Source organism: Pseudomonas sp. LBUM1658 (genome assembly GCF_059716055.1).
The window spans coordinates 5,435,441-5,454,043 of the sequence record NZ_CP166798.1 but is presented as its reverse complement, the minus strand read 5'-3'; the positions used below and the strand labels follow the sequence as shown (position 1 = coordinate 5,454,043).

Annotated in this window: 16 protein-coding genes and 1 riboswitch; of the genes, 15 read left to right on the top strand and 1 reads right to left on the bottom strand. The window is 60.0% G+C overall.

The features are described from left to right. Window positions 1-121 precede the first annotated feature (121 nt). The 14 genes from acs to astE all read left to right on the top strand — a co-directional run bounded on the left by acs (window position 122) and on the right by astE (window position 16,288). Window positions 122-2,077 (top strand): acetate--CoA ligase, encoded by a 1,956-nt coding sequence (gene acs, locus ACA064_RS25145; protein WP_497670540.1) that lies wholly within the window; start codon window positions 122-124, stop codon window positions 2,075-2,077. Between the two features lie 699 nt (window positions 2,078-2,776). Next, on the top strand, window positions 2,777-3,550 hold the full coding sequence (locus tag ACA064_RS25140) for an ABC transporter substrate-binding protein (protein ID WP_497670539.1): 774 nt from the start codon (window positions 2,777-2,779) through the stop codon (window positions 3,548-3,550). 91 nt (window positions 3,551-3,641) lie between these two features. Then, window positions 3,642-4,331 carry an ABC transporter permease gene (locus ACA064_RS25135; RefSeq protein ID WP_497670538.1) on the top strand — a complete coding sequence of 230 codons (690 nt, stop codon included), beginning with the start codon at window positions 3,642-3,644 and terminating at the stop codon, window positions 4,329-4,331. After that, window positions 4,328-5,026 (top strand): ABC transporter permease, encoded by a 699-nt coding sequence (locus ACA064_RS25130; RefSeq protein WP_150806850.1) that lies wholly within the window; start codon window positions 4,328-4,330, stop codon window positions 5,024-5,026. The genes ACA064_RS25135 and ACA064_RS25130 overlap by 4 nt, the downstream gene beginning before the upstream one ends. A gap of 2 nt (window positions 5,027-5,028) precedes the next feature. Then, window positions 5,029-6,141, top strand: coding sequence for a M14 family metallopeptidase (locus ACA064_RS25125; RefSeq protein WP_497670537.1), 1,113 nt, complete (start codon window positions 5,029-5,031; stop codon window positions 6,139-6,141). Window positions 6,142-6,168: 27 nt separating this feature from the next. Then, window positions 6,169-6,933 (top strand): ABC transporter ATP-binding protein, encoded by a 765-nt coding sequence (locus tag ACA064_RS25120; RefSeq protein ID WP_150644892.1) that lies wholly within the window; start codon window positions 6,169-6,171, stop codon window positions 6,931-6,933. A gap of 113 nt (window positions 6,934-7,046) precedes the next feature. Beyond that, window positions 7,047-8,027 carry a transcriptional regulator ArgR gene (argR, locus tag ACA064_RS25115; protein WP_497670536.1) on the top strand — a complete coding sequence of 327 codons (981 nt, stop codon included), beginning with the start codon at window positions 7,047-7,049 and terminating at the stop codon, window positions 8,025-8,027. Between the two features lie 302 nt (window positions 8,028-8,329). After that, a complete protein-coding gene (locus tag ACA064_RS25110; RefSeq protein ID WP_497670535.1) occupies window positions 8,330-9,550 on the top strand; it encodes an aspartate aminotransferase family protein in 1,221 nt (406 codons plus the stop codon). 189 nt (window positions 9,551-9,739) lie between these two features. Continuing rightward, window positions 9,740-10,759 (top strand): arginine/ornithine succinyltransferase subunit alpha, encoded by a 1,020-nt coding sequence (gene aruF / locus ACA064_RS25105; RefSeq protein ID WP_497670534.1) that lies wholly within the window; start codon window positions 9,740-9,742, stop codon window positions 10,757-10,759. A gap of 94 nt (window positions 10,760-10,853) precedes the next feature. Next, on the top strand, window positions 10,854-11,888 hold the full coding sequence (gene astA, locus ACA064_RS25100) for an arginine N-succinyltransferase (RefSeq protein WP_497670533.1): 1,035 nt from the start codon (window positions 10,854-10,856) through the stop codon (window positions 11,886-11,888). Next, window positions 11,885-13,354: a succinylglutamate-semialdehyde dehydrogenase gene (astD, locus tag ACA064_RS25095; RefSeq protein ID WP_497674323.1), complete on the top strand. Its 1,470-nt coding sequence runs from the start codon at window positions 11,885-11,887 to the stop codon at window positions 13,352-13,354. The genes astA and astD overlap by 4 nt, the downstream gene beginning before the upstream one ends. A gap of 213 nt (window positions 13,355-13,567) precedes the next feature. Further along, the gene (astB, locus tag ACA064_RS25090) at window positions 13,568-14,914 is read left to right on the top strand and encodes an N-succinylarginine dihydrolase (RefSeq protein ID WP_497670532.1); all 1,347 of its coding nucleotides are present in this window, start codon (window positions 13,568-13,570) and stop codon (window positions 14,912-14,914) included. Window positions 14,915-14,977: 63 nt separating this feature from the next. Next, window positions 14,978-15,265, top strand: coding sequence for a topoisomerase II (locus ACA064_RS25085; RefSeq protein WP_497670531.1), 288 nt, complete (start codon window positions 14,978-14,980; stop codon window positions 15,263-15,265). 12 nt (window positions 15,266-15,277) lie between these two features. Then, window positions 15,278-16,288, top strand: coding sequence for a succinylglutamate desuccinylase (astE, locus tag ACA064_RS25080; protein ID WP_497670530.1), 1,011 nt, complete (start codon window positions 15,278-15,280; stop codon window positions 16,286-16,288). 220 nt (window positions 16,289-16,508) lie between these two features. On the opposite strand, the gene ACA064_RS25075 is transcribed toward astE, so the two are convergent. After that, window positions 16,509-17,018 (bottom strand): 6,7-dimethyl-8-ribityllumazine synthase, encoded by a 510-nt coding sequence (locus ACA064_RS25075; RefSeq protein WP_150644901.1) that lies wholly within the window; start codon window positions 17,016-17,018, stop codon window positions 16,509-16,511. 121 nt (window positions 17,019-17,139) lie between these two features. Further along, a riboswitch (FMN riboswitch) is annotated at window positions 17,140-17,311 on the bottom strand. Window positions 17,312-17,529: 218 nt separating this feature from the next. Here ACA064_RS25075 and ltaE point away from each other — a divergent pair. Beyond that, entirely contained in the window at window positions 17,530-18,534 is a 1,005-nt protein-coding gene (gene ltaE / locus ACA064_RS25070; protein ID WP_497670529.1) for a low-specificity L-threonine aldolase, read from the top strand. Window positions 18,535-18,603 lie beyond the last annotated feature (69 nt).

Sequence of the window (18,603 nt, the reverse complement as noted above, 5' to 3'; positions counted from 1 at the left end):
CTTGCGGGGCAGACACGACACTTTGTAGGGGCTTGTTACTACCATCGTCGAATGGTTCTATAGGCCCGCCCCGGCTACAACTGGGGCATACAAAAACAACTATGTCACCGAGGTAAAAAAGATGAGTGCGGCTTCTCTGTATCCCGTTCGTCCCGAGGTTGCGGCCAACACGTTGACTGATGAAGCAACCTACAAGGCCATGTACCAGCAGTCGGTGGTCAATCCCGACGGTTTCTGGCGTGACCAGGCCAAGCGCCTCGACTGGATCAAGCCTTTCACCACGGTGAAGCAGACTTCCTTCGATGATCACCATGTCGACATCAAATGGTTCGCCGACGGCACCCTGAACGTTTCCTACAACTGTCTGGATCGCCACCTCGCCGAGCGCGGCGACCAGATCGCGATTATCTGGGAGGGCGATAACCCTGCCGAGAGCCGCAACATCACCTACCGCGAGCTGCATGAAGAAGTCTGCAAGTTCGCCAACGCCCTGCGTGGCCAGGATGTGCACCGCGGCGACGTGGTGACTATCTATATGCCGATGATTCCCGAAGCCGTGGTCGCCATGCTGGCCTGCGCCCGGATCGGCGCGATTCACTCGGTAGTGTTCGGTGGTTTCTCACCGGAAGCCCTGGCCGGTCGGATCATCGACTGCAAATCCAAAGTGGTGATCACCGCTGACGAAGGTCTTCGTGCCGGGAAAAAAATCCCGCTCAAGTCCAACGTCGATGATGCGCTGACCAACCCGGATACCCACAGCATTCAGAAAGTCATCGTGTGCAAGCGCACCGGTGGCGACATCAAGTGGAACCAGCATCGCGATATCTGGTACGAAGACTTGATGAAAGTGGCGGGCACTGTCTGCGCGCCGAAGGAAATGGGTGCTGAAGAAGCGCTGTTCATCCTTTACACCTCCGGTTCGACCGGCAAGCCGAAGGGCGTGCAGCACACCACCGCTGGCTATCTGCTGTACGCCGCGATGACCCATGAGCGCGTGTTCGACTACCGTCCGGGCGAAGTCTACTGGTGCACCGCCGACGTCGGCTGGGTCACTGGCCACACTTACATTGTCTATGGCCCGCTGGCCAATGGCGCAACCACCTTGCTGTTCGAAGGCGTGCCGAACTACCCGGATATCACTCGGGTGGCAAAGATCGTCGACAAGCATAAAGTCAATATCCTCTACACCGCGCCGACCGCAATCCGCGCGATGATGGCTTCGGGCAAGGCCGCGGTTGAAGGTGCTGATGGCAGCAGCTTGCGTCTGCTGGGTTCGGTCGGCGAGCCGATCAATCCGGAAGCCTGGGACTGGTACTACAAGAACGTCGGCCAGTCGCGCTGCCCGATCGTCGATACCTGGTGGCAGACCGAGACCGGGGCCACCCTGATGAGTCCGCTGCCGGGTGCTCACGCGCTCAAGCCGGGTTCTGCGGCACGACCATTCTTCGGTGTAGTGCCGGCGTTGGTGGATAACCTGGGCAACATCATCGAAGGCGCTGCCGAGGGCAACCTGGTGATTCTCGATTCGTGGCCAGGCCAGGCGCGCACCCTGTATGGCGACCATGACCGGTTCGTCGACACCTATTTCAAGACGTTCCGTGGCATGTACTTCACCGGTGACGGCGCTCGTCGCGATGAGGATGGCTACTACTGGATCACCGGCCGTGTGGATGACGTGTTGAACGTTTCCGGTCACCGTATGGGGACTGCCGAGATCGAAAGCGCGATGGTCGCTCACCCGAAAGTCGCCGAAGCGGCAGTGGTTGGCGTACCGCACGACATCAAAGGGCAGGGCATTTATGTCTACGTCACCCTCAACGGTGGCGAAGAGCCGAGCGAAGCGCTGCGCCTGGAGCTGAAGAACTGGGTACGTAAAGAGATCGGTCCGATTGCCTCGCCGGATGTTATCCAGTGGGCGCCGGGCCTGCCGAAAACCCGTTCCGGGAAAATCATGCGCCGTATCCTGCGCAAGATTGCCACCGGCGAATATGACGGCCTGGGCGATATCTCCACCCTGGCAGATCCGGGTGTAGTGGAACATTTGATCGAAACTCACAAGGTCATGAACGTCGCGTAAAGCGAGTTCAGCGTCATCGAGCCCCATCCGGTGTTGAGCCGGGTGGGGCTTTTTTGTGGGTTGGGGTTTTTGGATCGGCTCGAGGTTTTGGGTGGTTGGGCTATTGCTATCGCGAGCAAGCTCGCTCCCAAAGGAGTTGCGCACGCCGCCGTACATGTAGGAGCGAGCTTGCTCGCGATAGCGGTTTGTCAGGCAGCGGTGGAGTAGTGCCCCGAACCAATAATTATCGGTTTGCGCATAGGAAGCCTCTTATTGTTACCCAGTCCCTTTCAAGTAACCGAATGTGTAACCGAACGAATGTTTTCGGGGCGATGCGAAACGCCAAGTCCCATTTAAGGGCCACCTCATCTCCGATGAAAAATAAGATAGAACGCTACACTTGCCGCAATAGAAGGGTTTGCGAATAATAGGCCCGCTATTTGCAACACAGATCGGTTATTCGTCTTTTGCTTCTGCATAAACTTGCAGGGCTGTCAATGAGCTCGGTCGGCTTTTTCAGTGCTTCTGTAAATTGTTGTCGCATTGAAGAAATATCGACTTCGGGCCTGTCGTTAGAATGCCGATCACTTGCTCGTCGTTGCTTGTGTTGAATTCAACCCAAGGTTTCTGCGCCGCAGCACCGCTATCAGGTTCCACCCATTCGCATATTGGGCTGTCGCTCACTCTGCCGTTTTAGCCCTTTACCGATGGAGTCCTAAAATGAAGAAACTCGTGCTTCTAGGCGCCCTGGCCCTGTCCGTGCTGTCCTTGCCAACTTTCGCTGATGAAAAGCCCCTGAAAATCGGCATCGAGGCGGCCTACCCTCCGTTCGCATCGAAAGCGCCGGACGGCAACATCATTGGTTTCGACTACGACATCGGCAACGCTCTGTGCGAAGAGATGAAGGTCAAGTGCGTCTGGGTCGAGCAAGAGTTCGACGGTCTGATCCCGGCACTCAAAGTGCGCAAGATCGACGCGATCCTGTCGTCCATGTCGATCACTGAAGATCGCAAGAAGTCCGTTGACTTCACCAACAAGTACTACAACACCCCGGCGCGTCTGGTGATGAAGGCCGGTACTCAGGTCAGCGACAACCTCGCCGAGCTCAAAGGCAAGAACATCGGCGTGCAGCGCGGTTCGATCCACGAGCGTTTCGCTCGCGAAGTCCTGGCTCCGCTGGGTGCTGAAATCAAGCCGTACGGTTCGCAGAACGAAATTTACCTGGACGTGGCGGCCGGTCGCCTCGACGGCACCGTGGCAGACGCTACCCTGTTGGATGACGGTTTCCTGAAAACCGACGCTGGCAAAGGTTATGCCTTCGTTGGCCCGGCCTTCACCGACGTCAAATACTTCGGCGACGGCGTGGGTATCGCAGTCCGCAAAGGCGACGCGCTGAAAGACAAGATCAACACCGCCATCACGGCCATTCGTGATAACGGCAAGTACAAGCAAATCCAGGACAAGTACTTCGCTTTCGACATTTACGGCAAGTAATAGCTCGCAGCGGTAAGTCCGAAATGGCGCAAGCAACAGGATCGCTGAGGTTTGCGCCATTTTTTCATCCCAACTTTCGAGGACCTGAATCATGTTGAAAGGCTACGGGGCTGTCATCCTCGATGGCGCATGGCTGACGCTTCAGCTCGCCTTGTCGTCCATGGCCTTGGCCATTGTTCTGGGTCTGATCGGGGTCGCGTTGCGCCTGTCGCCGGTACGCTGGCTGGCCTGGCTGGGCGATCTGTATTCCACGGTGATCCGCGGGATTCCCGATCTGGTGCTGATCCTGCTGATTTTCTACGGCGGCCAGGACCTGCTCAACCGCGTTGCACCGATGCTCGGCTTTGACGATTACATCGACTTGAATCCGTTGGCGGCCGGTATCGGCACCCTGGGTTTCATCTTCGGTGCGTACCTGTCGGAAACCTTCCGCGGGGCCTTCATGGCGATCCCGAAGGGTCAGGCAGAAGCCGGCATGGCTTATGGCATGAGCAGTTTCCAGGTGTTTTTCCGGGTGTTGGTACCCCAGATGATTCGCCTGGCGATTCCGGGCTTCACCAATAACTGGCTGGTTTTGACCAAGGCCACCGCGCTGATTTCGGTAGTCGGTCTGCAAGACATGATGTTCAAGGCCAAGCAGGCGGCAGATGCCACCCGCGAGCCTTTCACCTTCTTCCTCGCAGTGGCGGCGATGTACCTGGTCATCACCAGTATTTCGTTGCTGGCATTGCGTCACCTTGAGAAGCGCTACTCGGTAGGCGTAAGGGCGGCTGATCTATGATCTTCGACTACAACGTCATTTGGGAGGCCCTGCCGCTGTACTTCGGCGGCTTGCTGACCACCTTGAAACTGCTCGCGCTGTCGCTGTTTTTCGGCCTGCTGGCGGCCTTGCCGCTGGGGCTGATGCGCGTCTCCAAGCAGCCGATCGTCAATATGAGCGCCTGGCTCTTCACTTACGTGATCCGCGGCACGCCGATGCTGGTGCAGCTGTTTCTGATCTACTACGGTCTGGCGCAATTCGAAGCAGTGCGTGAAAGCTTCCTCTGGCCGTGGCTGTCGAGCGCGACGTTCTGCGCTTGCCTGGCATTTGCCATCAACACCAGCGCCTACACCGCTGAAATCATTGCCGGTAGCCTGCGCGCTACGCCCAATGGCGAGATCGAAGCGGCCAAGGCCATGGGTATGTCGCGCTATAAACTGTATCGCCGGATCCTGCTGCCGTCGGCCTTGCGCCGGGCACTGCCGCAGTACAGCAACGAAGTGATCATGATGCTGCAGACCACCAGTCTGGCCTCCATCGTGACCCTGATCGACATCACCGGGGCCGCGCGCACGGTGAACGCTCAGTTCTACTTGCCCTTCGAAGCCTATATCACCGCAGGCGTGTTCTACCTGTGCCTGACGTTCATCCTGGTGCGCCTGTTTAAAATGGCCGAGCACCGCTGGCTGGGCTATATGGCCCCACGCAAGGCGTGACCATGGAACGTATCGATCATCCATTGCCGTGGAACCACTTGGGCAGCGAGCGCCAGGTATCGGTGTTCCGCTTCGGCAGCGGCGAGCGCAAGGCCTATATCCAGGCCAGCCTGCACGCCGATGAACTGCCGGGGATGCGCACTGCCTGGGAGCTGAAAAAGCGCCTGACCGAACTGGAAGCCCAGGGCGCCTTGAATGGCGTGATCGAACTGGTGCCGGTGGCGAACCCCATGGGCCTCAGTCAACTGTTGCAGGGCAGCCATCAAGGGCGTTTCGAGTTCGCCAGTGGCAAGAATTTCAACCGCGATTTCTTCGAGCTGAGCGAGCCGGTAGCGACGCAGCTGGCAGGCAGTCTGGGCGATGATCCCCACGCCAATATCGAGCTGATCCGCCTGGCCATGACCGATGCGCTAGCCGCGTTGCCGCCGGCCGCAAGCCAGTTGCAAGGCATGCAGCGAGTGCTGCTGAGTCATGCCTGTACCGCGGATGTGGTGCTCGATCTGCATTGCGACACCGAGGCGGCGCTGCACATGTATGCCTTGCCGCAACACTGGCCGCAGTGGCGTTCGCTGGCGGCGCATCTGAATGTACGGGTCGGGCTGCTGGCTGAAGAATCCGGTGGCAGCTCCTTTGACGAGGCCTGTTCGCTGCCGTGGCTGCGTTTGTCGCGCCTGTTCCCGGAGGCGAAGATCCCATTGGCTTGCCTGGCAACTACCATTGAATTGGGCGGTCAGGCCGATACCGGTCGCCCGCAAGCCGAGGCTCACGCCGAAGGCATTCTGGCGTTCCTCGCCGAGCAGGGTTTGATCAGCGGCGAATGGCCGAAACCTGCCCGGGACGCTTGCGAAGGCATGCCGTTCGAAGGCACCGAGTTGCTGTTCGCGCCGCACCCGGGTGTGGTGAGCTTTTTGCGTCAGCCCGGTGAGTGGGTTGAAGCCGGCGATGAAATTTTTGAAGTGATCGATCCTTTATCCGATCGGGTCAGCACGGTGTGTGCTGGTACGTCCGGGGTGCTGTTTGCCATTGAACGGCTACGTTATGCCCAACCCGGTTTCTGGCTGGCCAAGGTGGCGGGGCGCGAAGCGCTGCGTCACGGGCGCTTGCTCAACGACTGACTGACTGTTTTTGTGAGAACCGACCGCATGTACAAACTTGAAGTCCAAGACCTGCATAAACGCTATGGCAGTCACGAAGTGCTCAAGGGTGTGTCCCTGAAAGCGGCGGCTGGCGATGTGATCAGCATCATCGGCTCCAGTGGCTCCGGCAAAAGTACTTTCCTGCGTTGCATCAACCTGCTCGAGCAGCCTCATGCGGGCAAGATTCTGCTCAACAACGAAGAGTTGAAGCTGGTGCCGAACAAGGAGGGCGCGCTGAAGGCCGCCGACCCGAAACAGCTGCAGCGCATGCGTTCGCGGCTGTCTATGGTGTTCCAGCATTTCAATCTGTGGTCGCATATGACCGCGATGGAAAACATCATGGAAGCGCCGGTGCACGTGCTTGGCATGTCCAAGGCCGAAGCCCGGGAAAAGGCCGAGCTGTACCTGGCCAAGGTTGGCGTGTCCCATCGCAAGGACGCCTATCCGGGCCATATGTCCGGCGGCGAGCAGCAGCGCGTGGCGATTGCCCGGGCGCTGGCGATGGAGCCTGAAGTCATGCTGTTCGACGAGCCGACTTCGGCCCTCGACCCGGAGCTGGTCGGCGATGTGCTCAAGGTGATGCAAGCCCTGGCTCAGGAAGGCCGGACCATGGTCGTGGTCACCCACGAAATGGGCTTCGCCCGCGAAGTGTCGAACCAGCTGGTGTTCCTGCACAAGGGTGTCGTGGAAGAATCCGGCAACCCCCGTGAAGTGTTGGTCAATCCGCAATCCGAACGTCTGCAACAATTCCTCTCGGGCAGCCTTAAGTAATCGCTCCCGTTACGCACCAAATTAGGTCATGCTGCGCACCGCGCGCCAGATGGTCTAATTTGGTTGCTGCCGCTTCCGGCTTCTAACACTGTTTTGTTTTCGGATTGCTCGCCATGACTGCCCATCGAATTGGTTTCCTGATTTGGCCCAGCACTAAAGCCTTGACGCTGGCGCTGGCTGAGGAGGCCTTGCGTGTTGCTCAGCGCGTGCATCCGGATGTTGTTTACGAACTCTCGTTTCTGCAGGCCGAACCACCCATCGAAGGCGCCTGGCAGTTGCCGGGTGAGCCCTGGGCCGGAAAGCTCGAAGGTTTTCAGAAGCTGTTTCTGCTGGCGGACGAGCCGCCGACGAGCCTGGCTCCAGCCCTGAGCAGTGCGCTCAAGCAGCAGGTGCGAGCGGGGTGTGTGATCGGAGGTTTGTCCGCCGGTGTTTATCCTCTGGCGCAACTGGGCCTGCTCGATGGCTACCGCGCCGCGGTGCACTGGCGTTGGCAGGATGACTTCACCGAACGCTACCCGAAGGTCATCGCCACCAGCCATCTGTTCGACTGGGACCGTGATCGCCTGACCGCTTGCGGTGGCATGTCGGTGCTGGACCTGCTGCTGGCGGTGTTGGCCCGCGACCACGGCGCCGAGCTGGCGGGCGCGGTGTCCGAAGAGTTGGTGGTGGAGCGGATTCGCGAAGGTGGCGAGCGCCAGCGCATTCCCTTGCAGAATCGCCTGGGTTCGAGCCATCCGAAGCTCACGCAAGCCGTGTTGCTGATGGAAGCGAACATCGAAGAGCCGCTGACCACCGACGAAATTGCCCAGCATGTCTGCGTGTCCCGTCGCCAACTGGAGCGGATCTTCAAGCAGTACCTCAACCGCGTGCCGAGCCAGTATTACCTGGAGCTGCGCCTGAACAAGGCCCGGCAGATGTTGATGCAGACCAGCAAGTCGATCATCCAGATCGGTTTGTCCTGCGGCTTCTCCTCGGGGCCGCACTTCTCCAGCGCCTACCGCAACTTCTTCGGCGCTACCCCGCGTGAAGACCGCAACCAGCGCCGCAACAGCAGTCCGTTCGAATTGTCGTCGGCGCCTTCAGAGCGCGGTTAAGTTTCAATATCTGTTGTGTCTTTGATATAGCTATCGCGAGCTTGCTCGCGATGAGGCCATCATAGGCGCCACACCTCTAAAGCTTGTGCAAATCAAATTCCCCAACCCAGCCGCAAATCCCCGCCGGCAGTTTAAACTGCGCCTTTGCGACGCTATTTGTCGCATTGCCATAAACCCGGGTAAAAGCCGGTTTGGCGCTATAAGAAGTTGTCGCTTGGCGGCAAGGCCAAGCTCAAAACTGTCCTTACAATCCCCCCATCGCTTGCCAGTTTCAGGCAGGCGTTCCTCTTCAGGAGACTCCGATGTCCGTTGAGCAAGCTCCGGTGCAACGCGCCGATTTCGACCAGGTAATGGTTCCCAACTACGCGCCTGCTGCTTTCATTCCTGTGCGCGGCGCCGGCTCCCGAGTCTGGGATCAGTCGGGTCGTGAGCTGATCGATTTCGGCGGCGGGATCGCGGTTAACGTATTGGGCCATGCGCACCCGGCGCTGGTCGGTGCCTTGACCGAACAAGCGAACAAGCTGTGGCACGTCTCCAACGTATTCACCAATGAGCCGGCCTTGCGCCTGGCCCATAAGCTGATCGACGCCACCTTTGCCGAGCGGGTATTCCTCTGCAACTCCGGCGCCGAAGCCAACGAGGCCGCCTTCAAGCTGGCCCGTCGTGTTGCCCACGATCGTTTCGGTCCTGAAAAGTACGAAATCATCGCCGCGCTGAACAGCTTCCACGGTCGTACGCTGTTCACCGTGAACGTTGGTGGTCAGTCGAAGTACTCCGACGGCTTCGGCCCGAAGATCGTCGGTATCACTCACGTGCCGTTCAACGATCTGGCCGCATTGAAAGCCGCCATCTCCGACAAGACCTGCGCCGTGGTGCTGGAACCGGTCCAGGGCGAGGGCGGCGTGATGCCGGCCGAACTGGCTTACCTGCAAGGCGCCCGCGAGCTGTGCAATGAGCACAACGCGCTGCTGGTGTTCGACGAAGTGCAAACCGGCATGGGCCGCAGCGGCGAGTTGTTCGCCTACATGCATTACGGCGTGACCCCGGACATCCTGACCAGCGCCAAGAGCCTGGGCGGCGGTTTCCCGATCGCGGCGATGCTGACCACTGAAGAGTTGGCCAAGCACCTGGTAGTCGGTACTCACGGCACCACTTACGGCGGCAACCCATTGGCTTGCGCCGTGGCGGGTGCGGTGATGGACGTAGTCAACACTCCAGAAGTGTTGAATGGCGTCAAAGCCAAGCACGACAAGTTTAAGACTCGCCTGGAGCAGATCGGTGGCAAATACGGTCTGTTCACTGAAGTTCGCGGTCTGGGCTTGTTGCTCGGCTGCGTCCTCAGCGATGCCTGGAAAGGCAAGGCCAAAGACATTTTCAACGCTGCTGAAAGCGAAGGCTTGATGATCCTGCAGGCTGGCCCGGACGTGATTCGTTTCGCGCCAAGCCTGGTGGTTGAAGATGCCGATATCGATCAGGGCCTGGAGCGTTTCGAGCGCGCCGCGGCGAAACTGACTCAAGCCTGATACCGCCACCTCCCCCTGTAGGAGCGAGCTTGCTCGCGATGGACGTTAACGATAACGCGTGTTTTCTGAATAGACGCGTCGCCCTTGAGTCCATCGCGAGCAAGCTCGCTCCTACAGAGATCAGGGGGTCCCCGTTTTTTTTAAGTCGGCCATTCGGGCCGACCTGTTCTGGAATTAAGGAGTGACACCATGCTGGTGATGCGCCCCGCGCAAATGGCTGATCTGGGCGAGGTACAGCGTCTGGCTGCGGACAGCCCGATTGGTGTCACTTCCTTGCCGGATGATGTCGAACGCCTGAGCGACAAGATCGCTGCGTCCGAAGCCTCGTTCGCCGCTGAAGTCAGCTTTAACGGCGAAGAAAGCTACTTTTTCGTGCTCGAAGACACCGGCACCGGGAAACTGGTCGGCTGTTCGGCGATCGTTGCCTCGGCCGGTTACTCCGAGCCGTTCTACAGCTTCCGTAATGAAACCTTCGTTCACGCCTCCCGTGAGCTGAAAATTCATAACAAGATCCACGTGCTCTCCCAATGCCATGACCTGACGGGCAACAGTCTGCTGACCAGTTTCTACGTGGTCCCGGATCTGGTGGGTTCGCCGTGGTCGGAACTCAACTCCCGTGGTCGTCTGCTGTTCGTTGCTAGCCACCCGGAGCGCTTTGCCGATTCGGTGGTGACCGAGATCGTCGGTTACAGCGACGAGAATGGCGATTCGCCGTTCTGGGACGCCATCGGCCGTAACTTCTTCGACCTGAACTACGCCGCCGCCGAGCGTCTGTGCGGCTTGAAAAGCCGGACCTTCCTCGCCGAACTGATGCCGCATTACCCGATCTACGTGCCGCTGCTGCCCGACACCGCCCAAGAGGCAATGGGCCAAGTGCATCCACGGGCGCAGATCACCTTCGACATCCTGATGCGCGAAGGCTTCGAGACCGACCACTACATCGACATCTTCGACGGTGGCCCGACTCTGCATGCCCGCGTGTCGGGGATCCGTTCGATCGCTCAGAGCCGTGTGGTGCCGGTGAAAATCGGCGAGCCGGTCAAAGGCGCCGGTCGCCAATACCTGGTGGCCAATGCGCAGTTGCAGGATTACCGCGCGGTATTGCTCGAGCTGGACTACGCGCCGGGCAAACCAGTGACTCTGGATCTTGAAGCGGCCGAAGCCTTGGGCGTCGGCGAAGGTGCCAGCGTGCGCCTGGTTGCGGTTTAACGCCTGCTGCCATGCCTATAAAGAGTGCCTGGAAAGAATCCTGGAAAGCAGTGAGTTTCGCGGGTGGCGCAAGCCGCCTGTCTGAGGAGATAGCATGATCGTTCGTCCCGTACGCAGCAGCGATTTACCCGCTCTGATCGACCTGGCCCGCAGCACCGGCACCGGCCTGACTACCTTGCCGGCCAACGAAGAGCGCCTGGCGCATCGGGTCGGCTGGGCGGAAAAGACTTTTCGCGGCGAAGCCGAGCGCGGTGACGCGGACTACTTGTTCGTGCTCGAAGACGACGACGGCCGGGTGGTGGGCATTTCGGCGATTGCCGGTGCGGTTGGCCTGCGTGAGCCCTGGTACAACTTCCGGGTCGGTCTGACCGTCAGCGCCTCCCAGGAGCTGAAGATCTACCGCGAGATCCCGACGCTGTTCCTGGCCAACGACCTGACCGGCAACTCCGAGCTGTGCTCGTTGTTCCTGCACGCCGATTACCGCACTGGCCTCAACGGCCGCATGCTGGCCAAGGCGCGGATGCTGTTCATCGCGGAATTCCCGCAACTGTTCGGCAACAAGATCATCGCCGAGATGCGTGGCATGTCCGATGAAGCCGGGCGTTCGCCGTTCTGGGAAAGCCTGGGCCGGCATTTCTTCAAAATGGAGTTCAGCCAGGCCGATTACCTGACGGGGGTCGGCAACAAGGCTTTCATCGCCGAACTGATGCCGAAATTCCCGCTGTACACCTGCTTCCTCTCCGAGGATGCGCGCAAGGTGATCGCCCAGGTTCACCCCGACACCGAGCCGGCGCTGGCCATGCTCAAGAGCGAAGGCTTCAGCTATCAGGGTTATGTCGACATTTTCGACGCCGGTCCGGCGGTGGAATGCGAAACCGCCAAGATCCGTGCGGTGCGCGACAGCCAGGCGCTGGTGCTGGCCATCGGCACCCCGGGTGACGATGCCACGCCGTTCCTGATCCACAACCGCAAGCGCGACGACTGCCGCATCACTGCCGCTCCAGCACGTTACGCCGCGGGCACTCTGGTGGTCGATCAACTAACAGCCAAACGTCTTCAACTGACGGCAGGCGATCAGGTACGTGCTGTGCCGTTGTCGGCCCAGCCAGTTTCTCGGGAGTCGAAATAATGGGCACGCTATACATCGCGGGTGAATGGCTGGAAGGCCAGGGCGAAGTCTTCGAATCGTTGAACCCGGTGACCCAGCAAGTGCTGTGGTCCGGCAATGGCGCTAACGTCGCGCAAGTCGAGTCAGCCGTGCAGGCTGCCCGCCAGGCCTTTCCGGTTTGGGCCAAGCGCTCGCTGGAAGATCGTATCGGCGTGCTGGAGGCCTTTGCCGCCAGCCTGAAAAATCACGCCGACGAACTGGCCCGCTGCATTGGTGAAGAAACCGGCAAACCGTTGTGGGAGTCGGCCACCGAAGTCACCAGCATGATCAACAAGATCGCTATCTCGGTGCAAAGCTACCGCGAACGTACCGGCGAGAAGAGCGGCCCATTGGGCGACGCCACCGCGGTATTGCGCCACAAGCCTCACGGTGTAGTGGCGGTGTTCGGCCCCTACAACTTCCCGGGCCACTTGCCGAACGGGCATATCGTTCCGGCGTTGCTGGCCGGTAACAGCGTGCTGTTCAAGCCGAGCGAGCTGACGCCGAAAGTCGCCGAGCTGACGGTTAAGTGCTGGGTCGAAGCCGGCTTGCCGGCCGGCGTGCTGAACCTGCTGCAAGGCGGGCGCGAAACCGGGATCGCTCTGGCGGCCAATCCGGGTATCGACGGCTTGTTCTTCACCGGTTCCAGCCGCACCGGCAACCATTTGCACCAACAATTCTCCGGGCGTCCGGACAAGATCCTGGCGCTGGAAATGGGTGGCAACAACCCGCTGGTGGTCGATCAGGTCGCTGACCTCGATGCCGCGGTCTACACCATTATTCAGTCGGCGTTCATTTCCGCCGGTCAGCGCTGCACCTGCGCTCGTCGTCTGCTGGTACCGCAAGGCGCCTGGGGCGATTCGCTGCTGGCGCGTCTGGTGGAGGTCAGTTCGACGATTGCAGTCGGCGCGTTCGATCAGCAACCGGCACCGTTCATGGGCTCGGTGATTTCCCTCGGCGCCGCCCGCGCGCTGATGGAAGCCCAGGAACACTTGCTCGGTAACGGCGCCGTGGCGCTGCTGGAAATGACTCAACCCGTCACCCAGGCTGCGTTGCTGACGCCGGGGATTCTCGACGTGACCGCCGTGCAGGATCGCCCGGATGAGGAGCTGTTCGGCCCGCTGCTGCAAGTGATTCGTTACGCTGATTTTGAAGCCGCGATCGCTGAAGCCAACGATACTCAATATGGTCTGGCGGCCGGTTTGCTGTCGGATTCCGAAGATCGTTATCAACAATTCTGGCTGGAAAGCCGCGCCGGTATCGTCAACTGGAACAAGCAGCTGACCGGAGCCGCGAGCAGCGCACCGTTCGGCGGCGTGGGGGCCTCGGGCAACCATCGCGCCAGCGCCTATTACGCGGCGGATTACTGCGCGTACCCGGTGGCGTCGCTGGAAACACCGAGCCTGACGTTGCCGACGGCGCTGACCCCAGGCGTGCGCATGTCGTAAGACCGCATCGCGAGCAGGCTCGCTCCCACAGGGTTTTGCATCGTCCCTGAATATGGGATCTGCCACTCCCACAAGTACAGCGCAGCTCATGTGGGAGCGAGCCTGCTCGCGATTGCCGCGACTCGCAATTCCTGTAGGAGCGAGCTTGCTCGCGATGACCGCGAAGCGGTCGAACCGAATGTATAACAACAGATTTTCTGTGGAGCCTCACCGATGAAATCCTATGAAGTCAATTTTGACGGTCTAGTGGGGCCGACCCATAACTACGGCGGTCTGTCCTACGGCAACGTCGCGTCCCAGAGCAACAGCCAGCAGTCCTCCAACCCGAAGGAAGCGGCGCTGCAAGGCCTGGCGAAAATGAAAGCGCTGATGGAAATGGGCTTTCAGCAAGGTGTGCTCGCGCCCCAGGAACGCCCGGATGTGGCCGGCCTGCGTAAGCTGGGTTTCAGCGGCACCGACGCGCAAGTGATCGAGCAGGCGGCCAAACAGGCCATGCCGTTGCTGGTCGCCAGCTGCTCGGCCTCGAGCATGTGGGTGGCCAACGCCGCCACCGTCAGCCCGAGCGCTGACACCGCTGACGGTCGCGTGCATTTCACCGCCGCCAACCTCAACTGCAAATACCACCGCAGCATCGAACACCCGACCACCAGCCGCGTGCTGGGGGCGATGTTCGCTGACCAGAAACACTTCGCCCACCACGCCGCGTTGCCGGCGGTGGCGCAGTTCGGTGACGAAGGTGCGGCCAACCACACACGCTTCTGCCGTGAATACGGCGAAGCCGGCGTCGAGTTCTTCGTGTACGGTCGCAGCGCGTTCGATACCCGCTACCCGGCCCCGCAAAAGTATCCGGCGCGCCAGACACTCGAAGCCTCGCAAGCGGTCGCCCGCCTGCACGGATTGAGCGAGGAAGGCGTGGTCTTCGGCCAGCAGAATCCATCGGTGATCGATCAGGGCGTGTTCCATAACGACGTGATTTCGGTGGGCAATGGCGAGGCGCTGTTCTATCACGAGGACGCGTTCCTCGACACCGACTCAATGCTGGCTGAGCTGCAGACCAAGCTGGCCAAGCGTGGCGGCAATTTCAAGGCGATCTGCGTACCGCGCGCCCAGGTGACGGTCGAAGACGCAGTGCGTTCCTACCTGTTCAACAGCCAGTTGCTGTCGCGCGCCGACGGTTCGATGCTGCTGATCGTGCCGCAAGAGTGCCAGAACAACGACCGCGTCTGGCAGTACCTGCAAGGCCTGACCAGCTCCGGCGGGCTGATCCGCGAAGTGAAAGTCTTCGACCTCAAGCAGAGCATGCAGAACGGCGGCGGCCCGGCGTGCCTGCGGCTTCGTGTCGCGCTGAATGAAACCGAGCTGGCGGCGGTCAACTCAGGGGTTATCATGACCGCGCCGTTGTACGACACACTGACCCAATGGGTCGACAAGCACTACCGCGACGTCTTGAGCGAAAGCGATCTGGCGGACCCGCAATTGTTGCTTGAGTGCCGGACGGCACTGGATGAACTGACACAAATCCTTAAACTGGGCGCGGTTTATCCATTCCAGATCAATTGAAAGCCCGCGTCCGGTTCCATCAGAGCCAGGCGCGCCGCTTTATTTCCAGATGAGAACGTACTAATGAGCGATACCCTGCAGCTGATCCTTGAAGACACCGACGGCACTCAACTGGAAACGACCTGCACCCGCGTTGCGGTGATGTGGCAAGGCAAGGAATTGTGGATCCAGCACGACGGCCGCGGTCAGTTATTGATCGGCGTGGACGTCGAAGAAGGCGATGCTGAATACGCCAACCTGCTGTTGCGCCCATTGGCGACTAACCTTGTAAGTCTGCAACTGGAAATGGAACCGGCTGAAGTCGGTGACGACGACCACGTGCATGGCCCGGATTGCGCACACGACCATTAAGGAAATTGCTCTATGCTCGCCCTCGGCAAACTGCTTGAACTGACCCTCGCCGGCCGCGAACCGGCGGAGAAGACTCAACTGACTGTCGAAGGCGTGCGGATGCGCTGGTTGAGCGAAGGTGCGCTGGAAGTCCGGTCACCCGAGGCTCGCGACAACGGCATGGATCTGCTGTTGTCGGCCGGCATCCACGGTAACGAGACCGCCCCGATCGAGTTGCTCGACCGTCTGTTGCATGACATCGCCCGTGGTGATTTGAAGCCATGTGCACGCATTCTGTTCCTGTTCGGGAACCCCGAGGCCATGCGCCGCGGCGAGCGTTATATCGAGCAGGACGTCAACCGGCTGTTCAACGGCCGTCACGAACTGACCAGCGGTTCCGAAGCCTTGCGCGCTTGCGCGCTTGAGCGTCTGGCCGCGAGCTTCTTCAGCCTGCCGGATCGCAGCCGCTTGCACTACGACCTGCACACCGCCATTCGCGGCTCGAAGATCGAGCAGTTCGCGCTGTATCCGTGGAAAGAAGGGCGCCAGCATTCACGCCAGGAGCTGATGCGCCTGCGCGCCGCCGGTATGGACGCGGTGCTGTTGCAGAACAAACCTTCGATCGTGTTCAGTTCCTACACCTACGACAAGCTCGGCGCCGAGTCCTTCACCCTGGAGCTGGGCAAGGCCCGGCCGTTCGGGCAGAACGAAGGGGTCAACGTCGATCTCCTGGAAACCCGCCTCAAGCAAATCATCGAAGGCAACGAACCCTCATTCGCCGAAGACGGGCTGGACGGCTTGCAGCTGTTCAGCGTGGCGCGGGAAATCATCAAGCACAGCGAAACCTTCCACCTGCACCTGCCGGCGGATATCGAGAACTTCTCGGAGCTGGAAAAGGGTTACTTGCTGGCGGAAGACATCGCCCAGACTCGCTGGATCGTCGAAGAAGACGGCGCGCGAATCATCTTCCCCAATCCAAAGGTGAAGAACGGCTTGCGGGCCGGGATTCTGATAGTGCCGACCACCGCCAAAGACCTGGTCTGACCCGGATCTCGATCCAACACAAATCTAATGTGGGAGCGGGCTTGTGTGGCGAGGGGGCTTGTCGGAACGCCGCATCGCCCCGTTCGATTGCGAAGCAATCGCAAAACCGGTCACTGCATTTCTAATGCTAATTTGCGGTGACTGGCTTCAGGGGCGCTTCGCACCCCAACGGGGGCAAGCCCCCTCGCCACAACAAGCCCGCTCCTACAGGGTCTTGTGTTTAAACCGCTACCGCCCGCGGTTCGCTGCGACGCAGCGCGCGAGTCTTGTGCAGGGTATCGGCACAGGTCTTCGCCGCTTCCTGACCTTTATGCACAAAATGCTCGAAGAAGAACTTCTGATGTTCTTCGCCGGCATGGAAGTGGTGCGGGGTCAGTACCACCGAGAACACCGGGACTTCGGTTTCCAGCTGAACCTGCATCAGGCCGCTGATCACTGACTGGGCGACGAACTCGTGGCGGTAGATTCCGCCGTCCACCACCAGCCCGGCAGCGACGATGCCGGCATAACGGCCGGACCTGGCCAGCAGCTTGGCGTGCAGCGGGATCTCAAAGGCGCCGCCGACTTCAAAGAAGTCGATGTCACTTTCCTGATAGCCCTGGACGAGCATTTCAGCGACAAAACCTTTACGGCTCTGGTCGACGATTTCCTTGTGCCAGCAGGCCTGGATAAACGCGACGCGCTCGCCCTGATGGTTTTTGCTCTTGCTATCGATTGCGGTGGGTTGCATGTGTTCTGATTCCTGTTTGTGTGAAAAACAGGGCTTATGAATCGAATGGGATTTAAGGGTACGTTTCGGTCGATCGTGCAATTACCTGCACGAATGCCTTGAGACGGCCCTTTGGCGCCAATCCCGTTCTCTCTTCATCCGGACTATGACCGTCGGCCCCGGGATCACACCGGGTCTGCTGACCTTGCCGACGCAAACTGCCGAAGCCGTCCGTGTCACCAAGCGCTCGCGGGCTATGCGCATTGCGCGCAATTACCGCCGGTGGGGAGTTGCACCCCGCCCTGAGAACGTTGCCGCCAGCATTTCTGGCGGCGGTGAATTTTTAACACATATTTCTGAGCTGCGCATCGTTGCTTTTTGATGATATGAATCGAATTTTCCGTTGGCTTGAACAGGCTTTTCTTGGCCTGTGCCTTGATTATCCCGTGCGATGACCGCAGTAATTCAGTTCGAAAGGGATTTTCCCGTTAGTTAGCGGCGACGTTCGCGTCCCATTACCGAGGCCTGTTCCATGAGTGTTATCGATCTTCGTAGCGACACAGTGACCCAACCGACTGCCGGGATGCTTGAGGCCATGGCAACTGCCGCCACCGGGGACGATGTGTACGGTGAAGACCCAACGGTCAACCGCCTTGAAGCCGAACTTGCCGCGCGCCTGGGCTTTGCTCAAGCGCTGTTTGTCCCCAGTGGCACCATGAGCAACCTGCTGGCGTTGATGGCTCACTGTGAGCGCGGCGACGAATATATCGTCGGTCAGCAGGCGCATACCTATAAGTACGAAGGTGGCGGGGCGGCGGTGCTCGGATCGATCCAGCCGCAGCCACTGGAGGTCCAGGCCGACGGCTCGCTGGACCTGGCCCAGGTGGCCGCGGCGATCAAACCGGACGACTTCCATTTCGCCCGCACGCGCTTGCTGGCCCTGGAAAACACCATGCAAGGCAAGGTGCTGCCGCTGGAGTATCTGGCCCAAGCCCGCCGTTTTACCCAAGAGCATGGCCTTTCCCTGCACCTGGATGGCGCGCGACTGTACAACGCCGCGGTCAAGCTCGGTGTCGATGCGCGGGAGATCGCCCGGCATTTCGATTCAGTGTCGGTCTGCCTGTCCAAAGGCCTTGGCGCGCCGATTGGTTCGGTGCTCTGCGGCACGCCCGAGTTGATCGGCAAGGCGCGGCGCCTGCGCAAGATGGTTGGTGGCGGCATGCGCCAGGCCGGCATTCTCGCGGCGGCGGGGCTGTATGCGCTGGATCATCAGGTGCAGCGCCTGGCCGATGACCATGCCAATGCCCAGTTGCTGGCCGAAGGCCTGCGCGCGGCGGGTTATACGGTCGAGCCGGTGCAGACCAACATGGTCTACGTGCAGATGGGCGAGCGGGCGGAGGCGATCAAGCCTTTTGCGGCTGAGCGCGGGATCAAGCTCAGTGCCGCCTCGCGTTTGCGCATGGTCACTCACCTGGATGTCAGTCGCCCGCAGATCGAGCAGGTCGTCGACACATTTGCCGAGTTTTCCGGAAAATGATAATACGTTCGGTCTAATTGACCCTTTCTATCGTATAAACACGCTGTACCCAAAGCGCAGGGCCGATAT

Excerpts from the sequence above, each read along its gene's own strand:
- acs (WP_497670540.1), top strand. The coding sequence starts at position 122 with ATGAGTGCGGCTTCTCTGTATCCCGTTCGTCCCGAGGTTGCGGCCAAC.
- ACA064_RS25140 (WP_497670539.1), top strand. The coding sequence starts at position 2,777 with ATGAAGAAACTCGTGCTTCTAGGCGCCCTGGCCCTGTCCGTGCTGTCC.
- ACA064_RS25135 (WP_497670538.1), top strand. The coding sequence starts at position 3,642 with ATGTTGAAAGGCTACGGGGCTGTCATCCTCGATGGCGCATGGCTGACG.
- ACA064_RS25130 (WP_150806850.1), top strand. The coding sequence starts at position 4,328 with ATGATCTTCGACTACAACGTCATTTGGGAGGCCCTGCCGCTGTACTTC.
- ACA064_RS25125 (WP_497670537.1), top strand. The coding sequence starts at position 5,029 with ATGGAACGTATCGATCATCCATTGCCGTGGAACCACTTGGGCAGCGAG.
- ACA064_RS25120 (WP_150644892.1), top strand. The coding sequence starts at position 6,169 with ATGTACAAACTTGAAGTCCAAGACCTGCATAAACGCTATGGCAGTCAC.
- argR (WP_497670536.1), top strand. The coding sequence starts at position 7,047 with ATGACTGCCCATCGAATTGGTTTCCTGATTTGGCCCAGCACTAAAGCC.
- ACA064_RS25110 (WP_497670535.1), top strand. The coding sequence starts at position 8,330 with ATGTCCGTTGAGCAAGCTCCGGTGCAACGCGCCGATTTCGACCAGGTA.
- aruF (WP_497670534.1), top strand. The coding sequence starts at position 9,740 with ATGCTGGTGATGCGCCCCGCGCAAATGGCTGATCTGGGCGAGGTACAG.
- astA (WP_497670533.1), top strand. The coding sequence starts at position 10,854 with ATGATCGTTCGTCCCGTACGCAGCAGCGATTTACCCGCTCTGATCGAC.
- astB (WP_497670532.1), top strand. The coding sequence starts at position 13,568 with ATGAAATCCTATGAAGTCAATTTTGACGGTCTAGTGGGGCCGACCCAT.
- ACA064_RS25085 (WP_497670531.1), top strand. The coding sequence starts at position 14,978 with ATGAGCGATACCCTGCAGCTGATCCTTGAAGACACCGACGGCACTCAA.
- astE (WP_497670530.1), top strand. The coding sequence starts at position 15,278 with ATGCTCGCCCTCGGCAAACTGCTTGAACTGACCCTCGCCGGCCGCGAA.
- ACA064_RS25075 (WP_150644901.1), bottom strand. The coding sequence starts at position 17,018 with ATGCAACCCACCGCAATCGATAGCAAGAGCAAAAACCATCAGGGCGAG.
- ltaE (WP_497670529.1), top strand. The coding sequence starts at position 17,530 with ATGAGTGTTATCGATCTTCGTAGCGACACAGTGACCCAACCGACTGCC.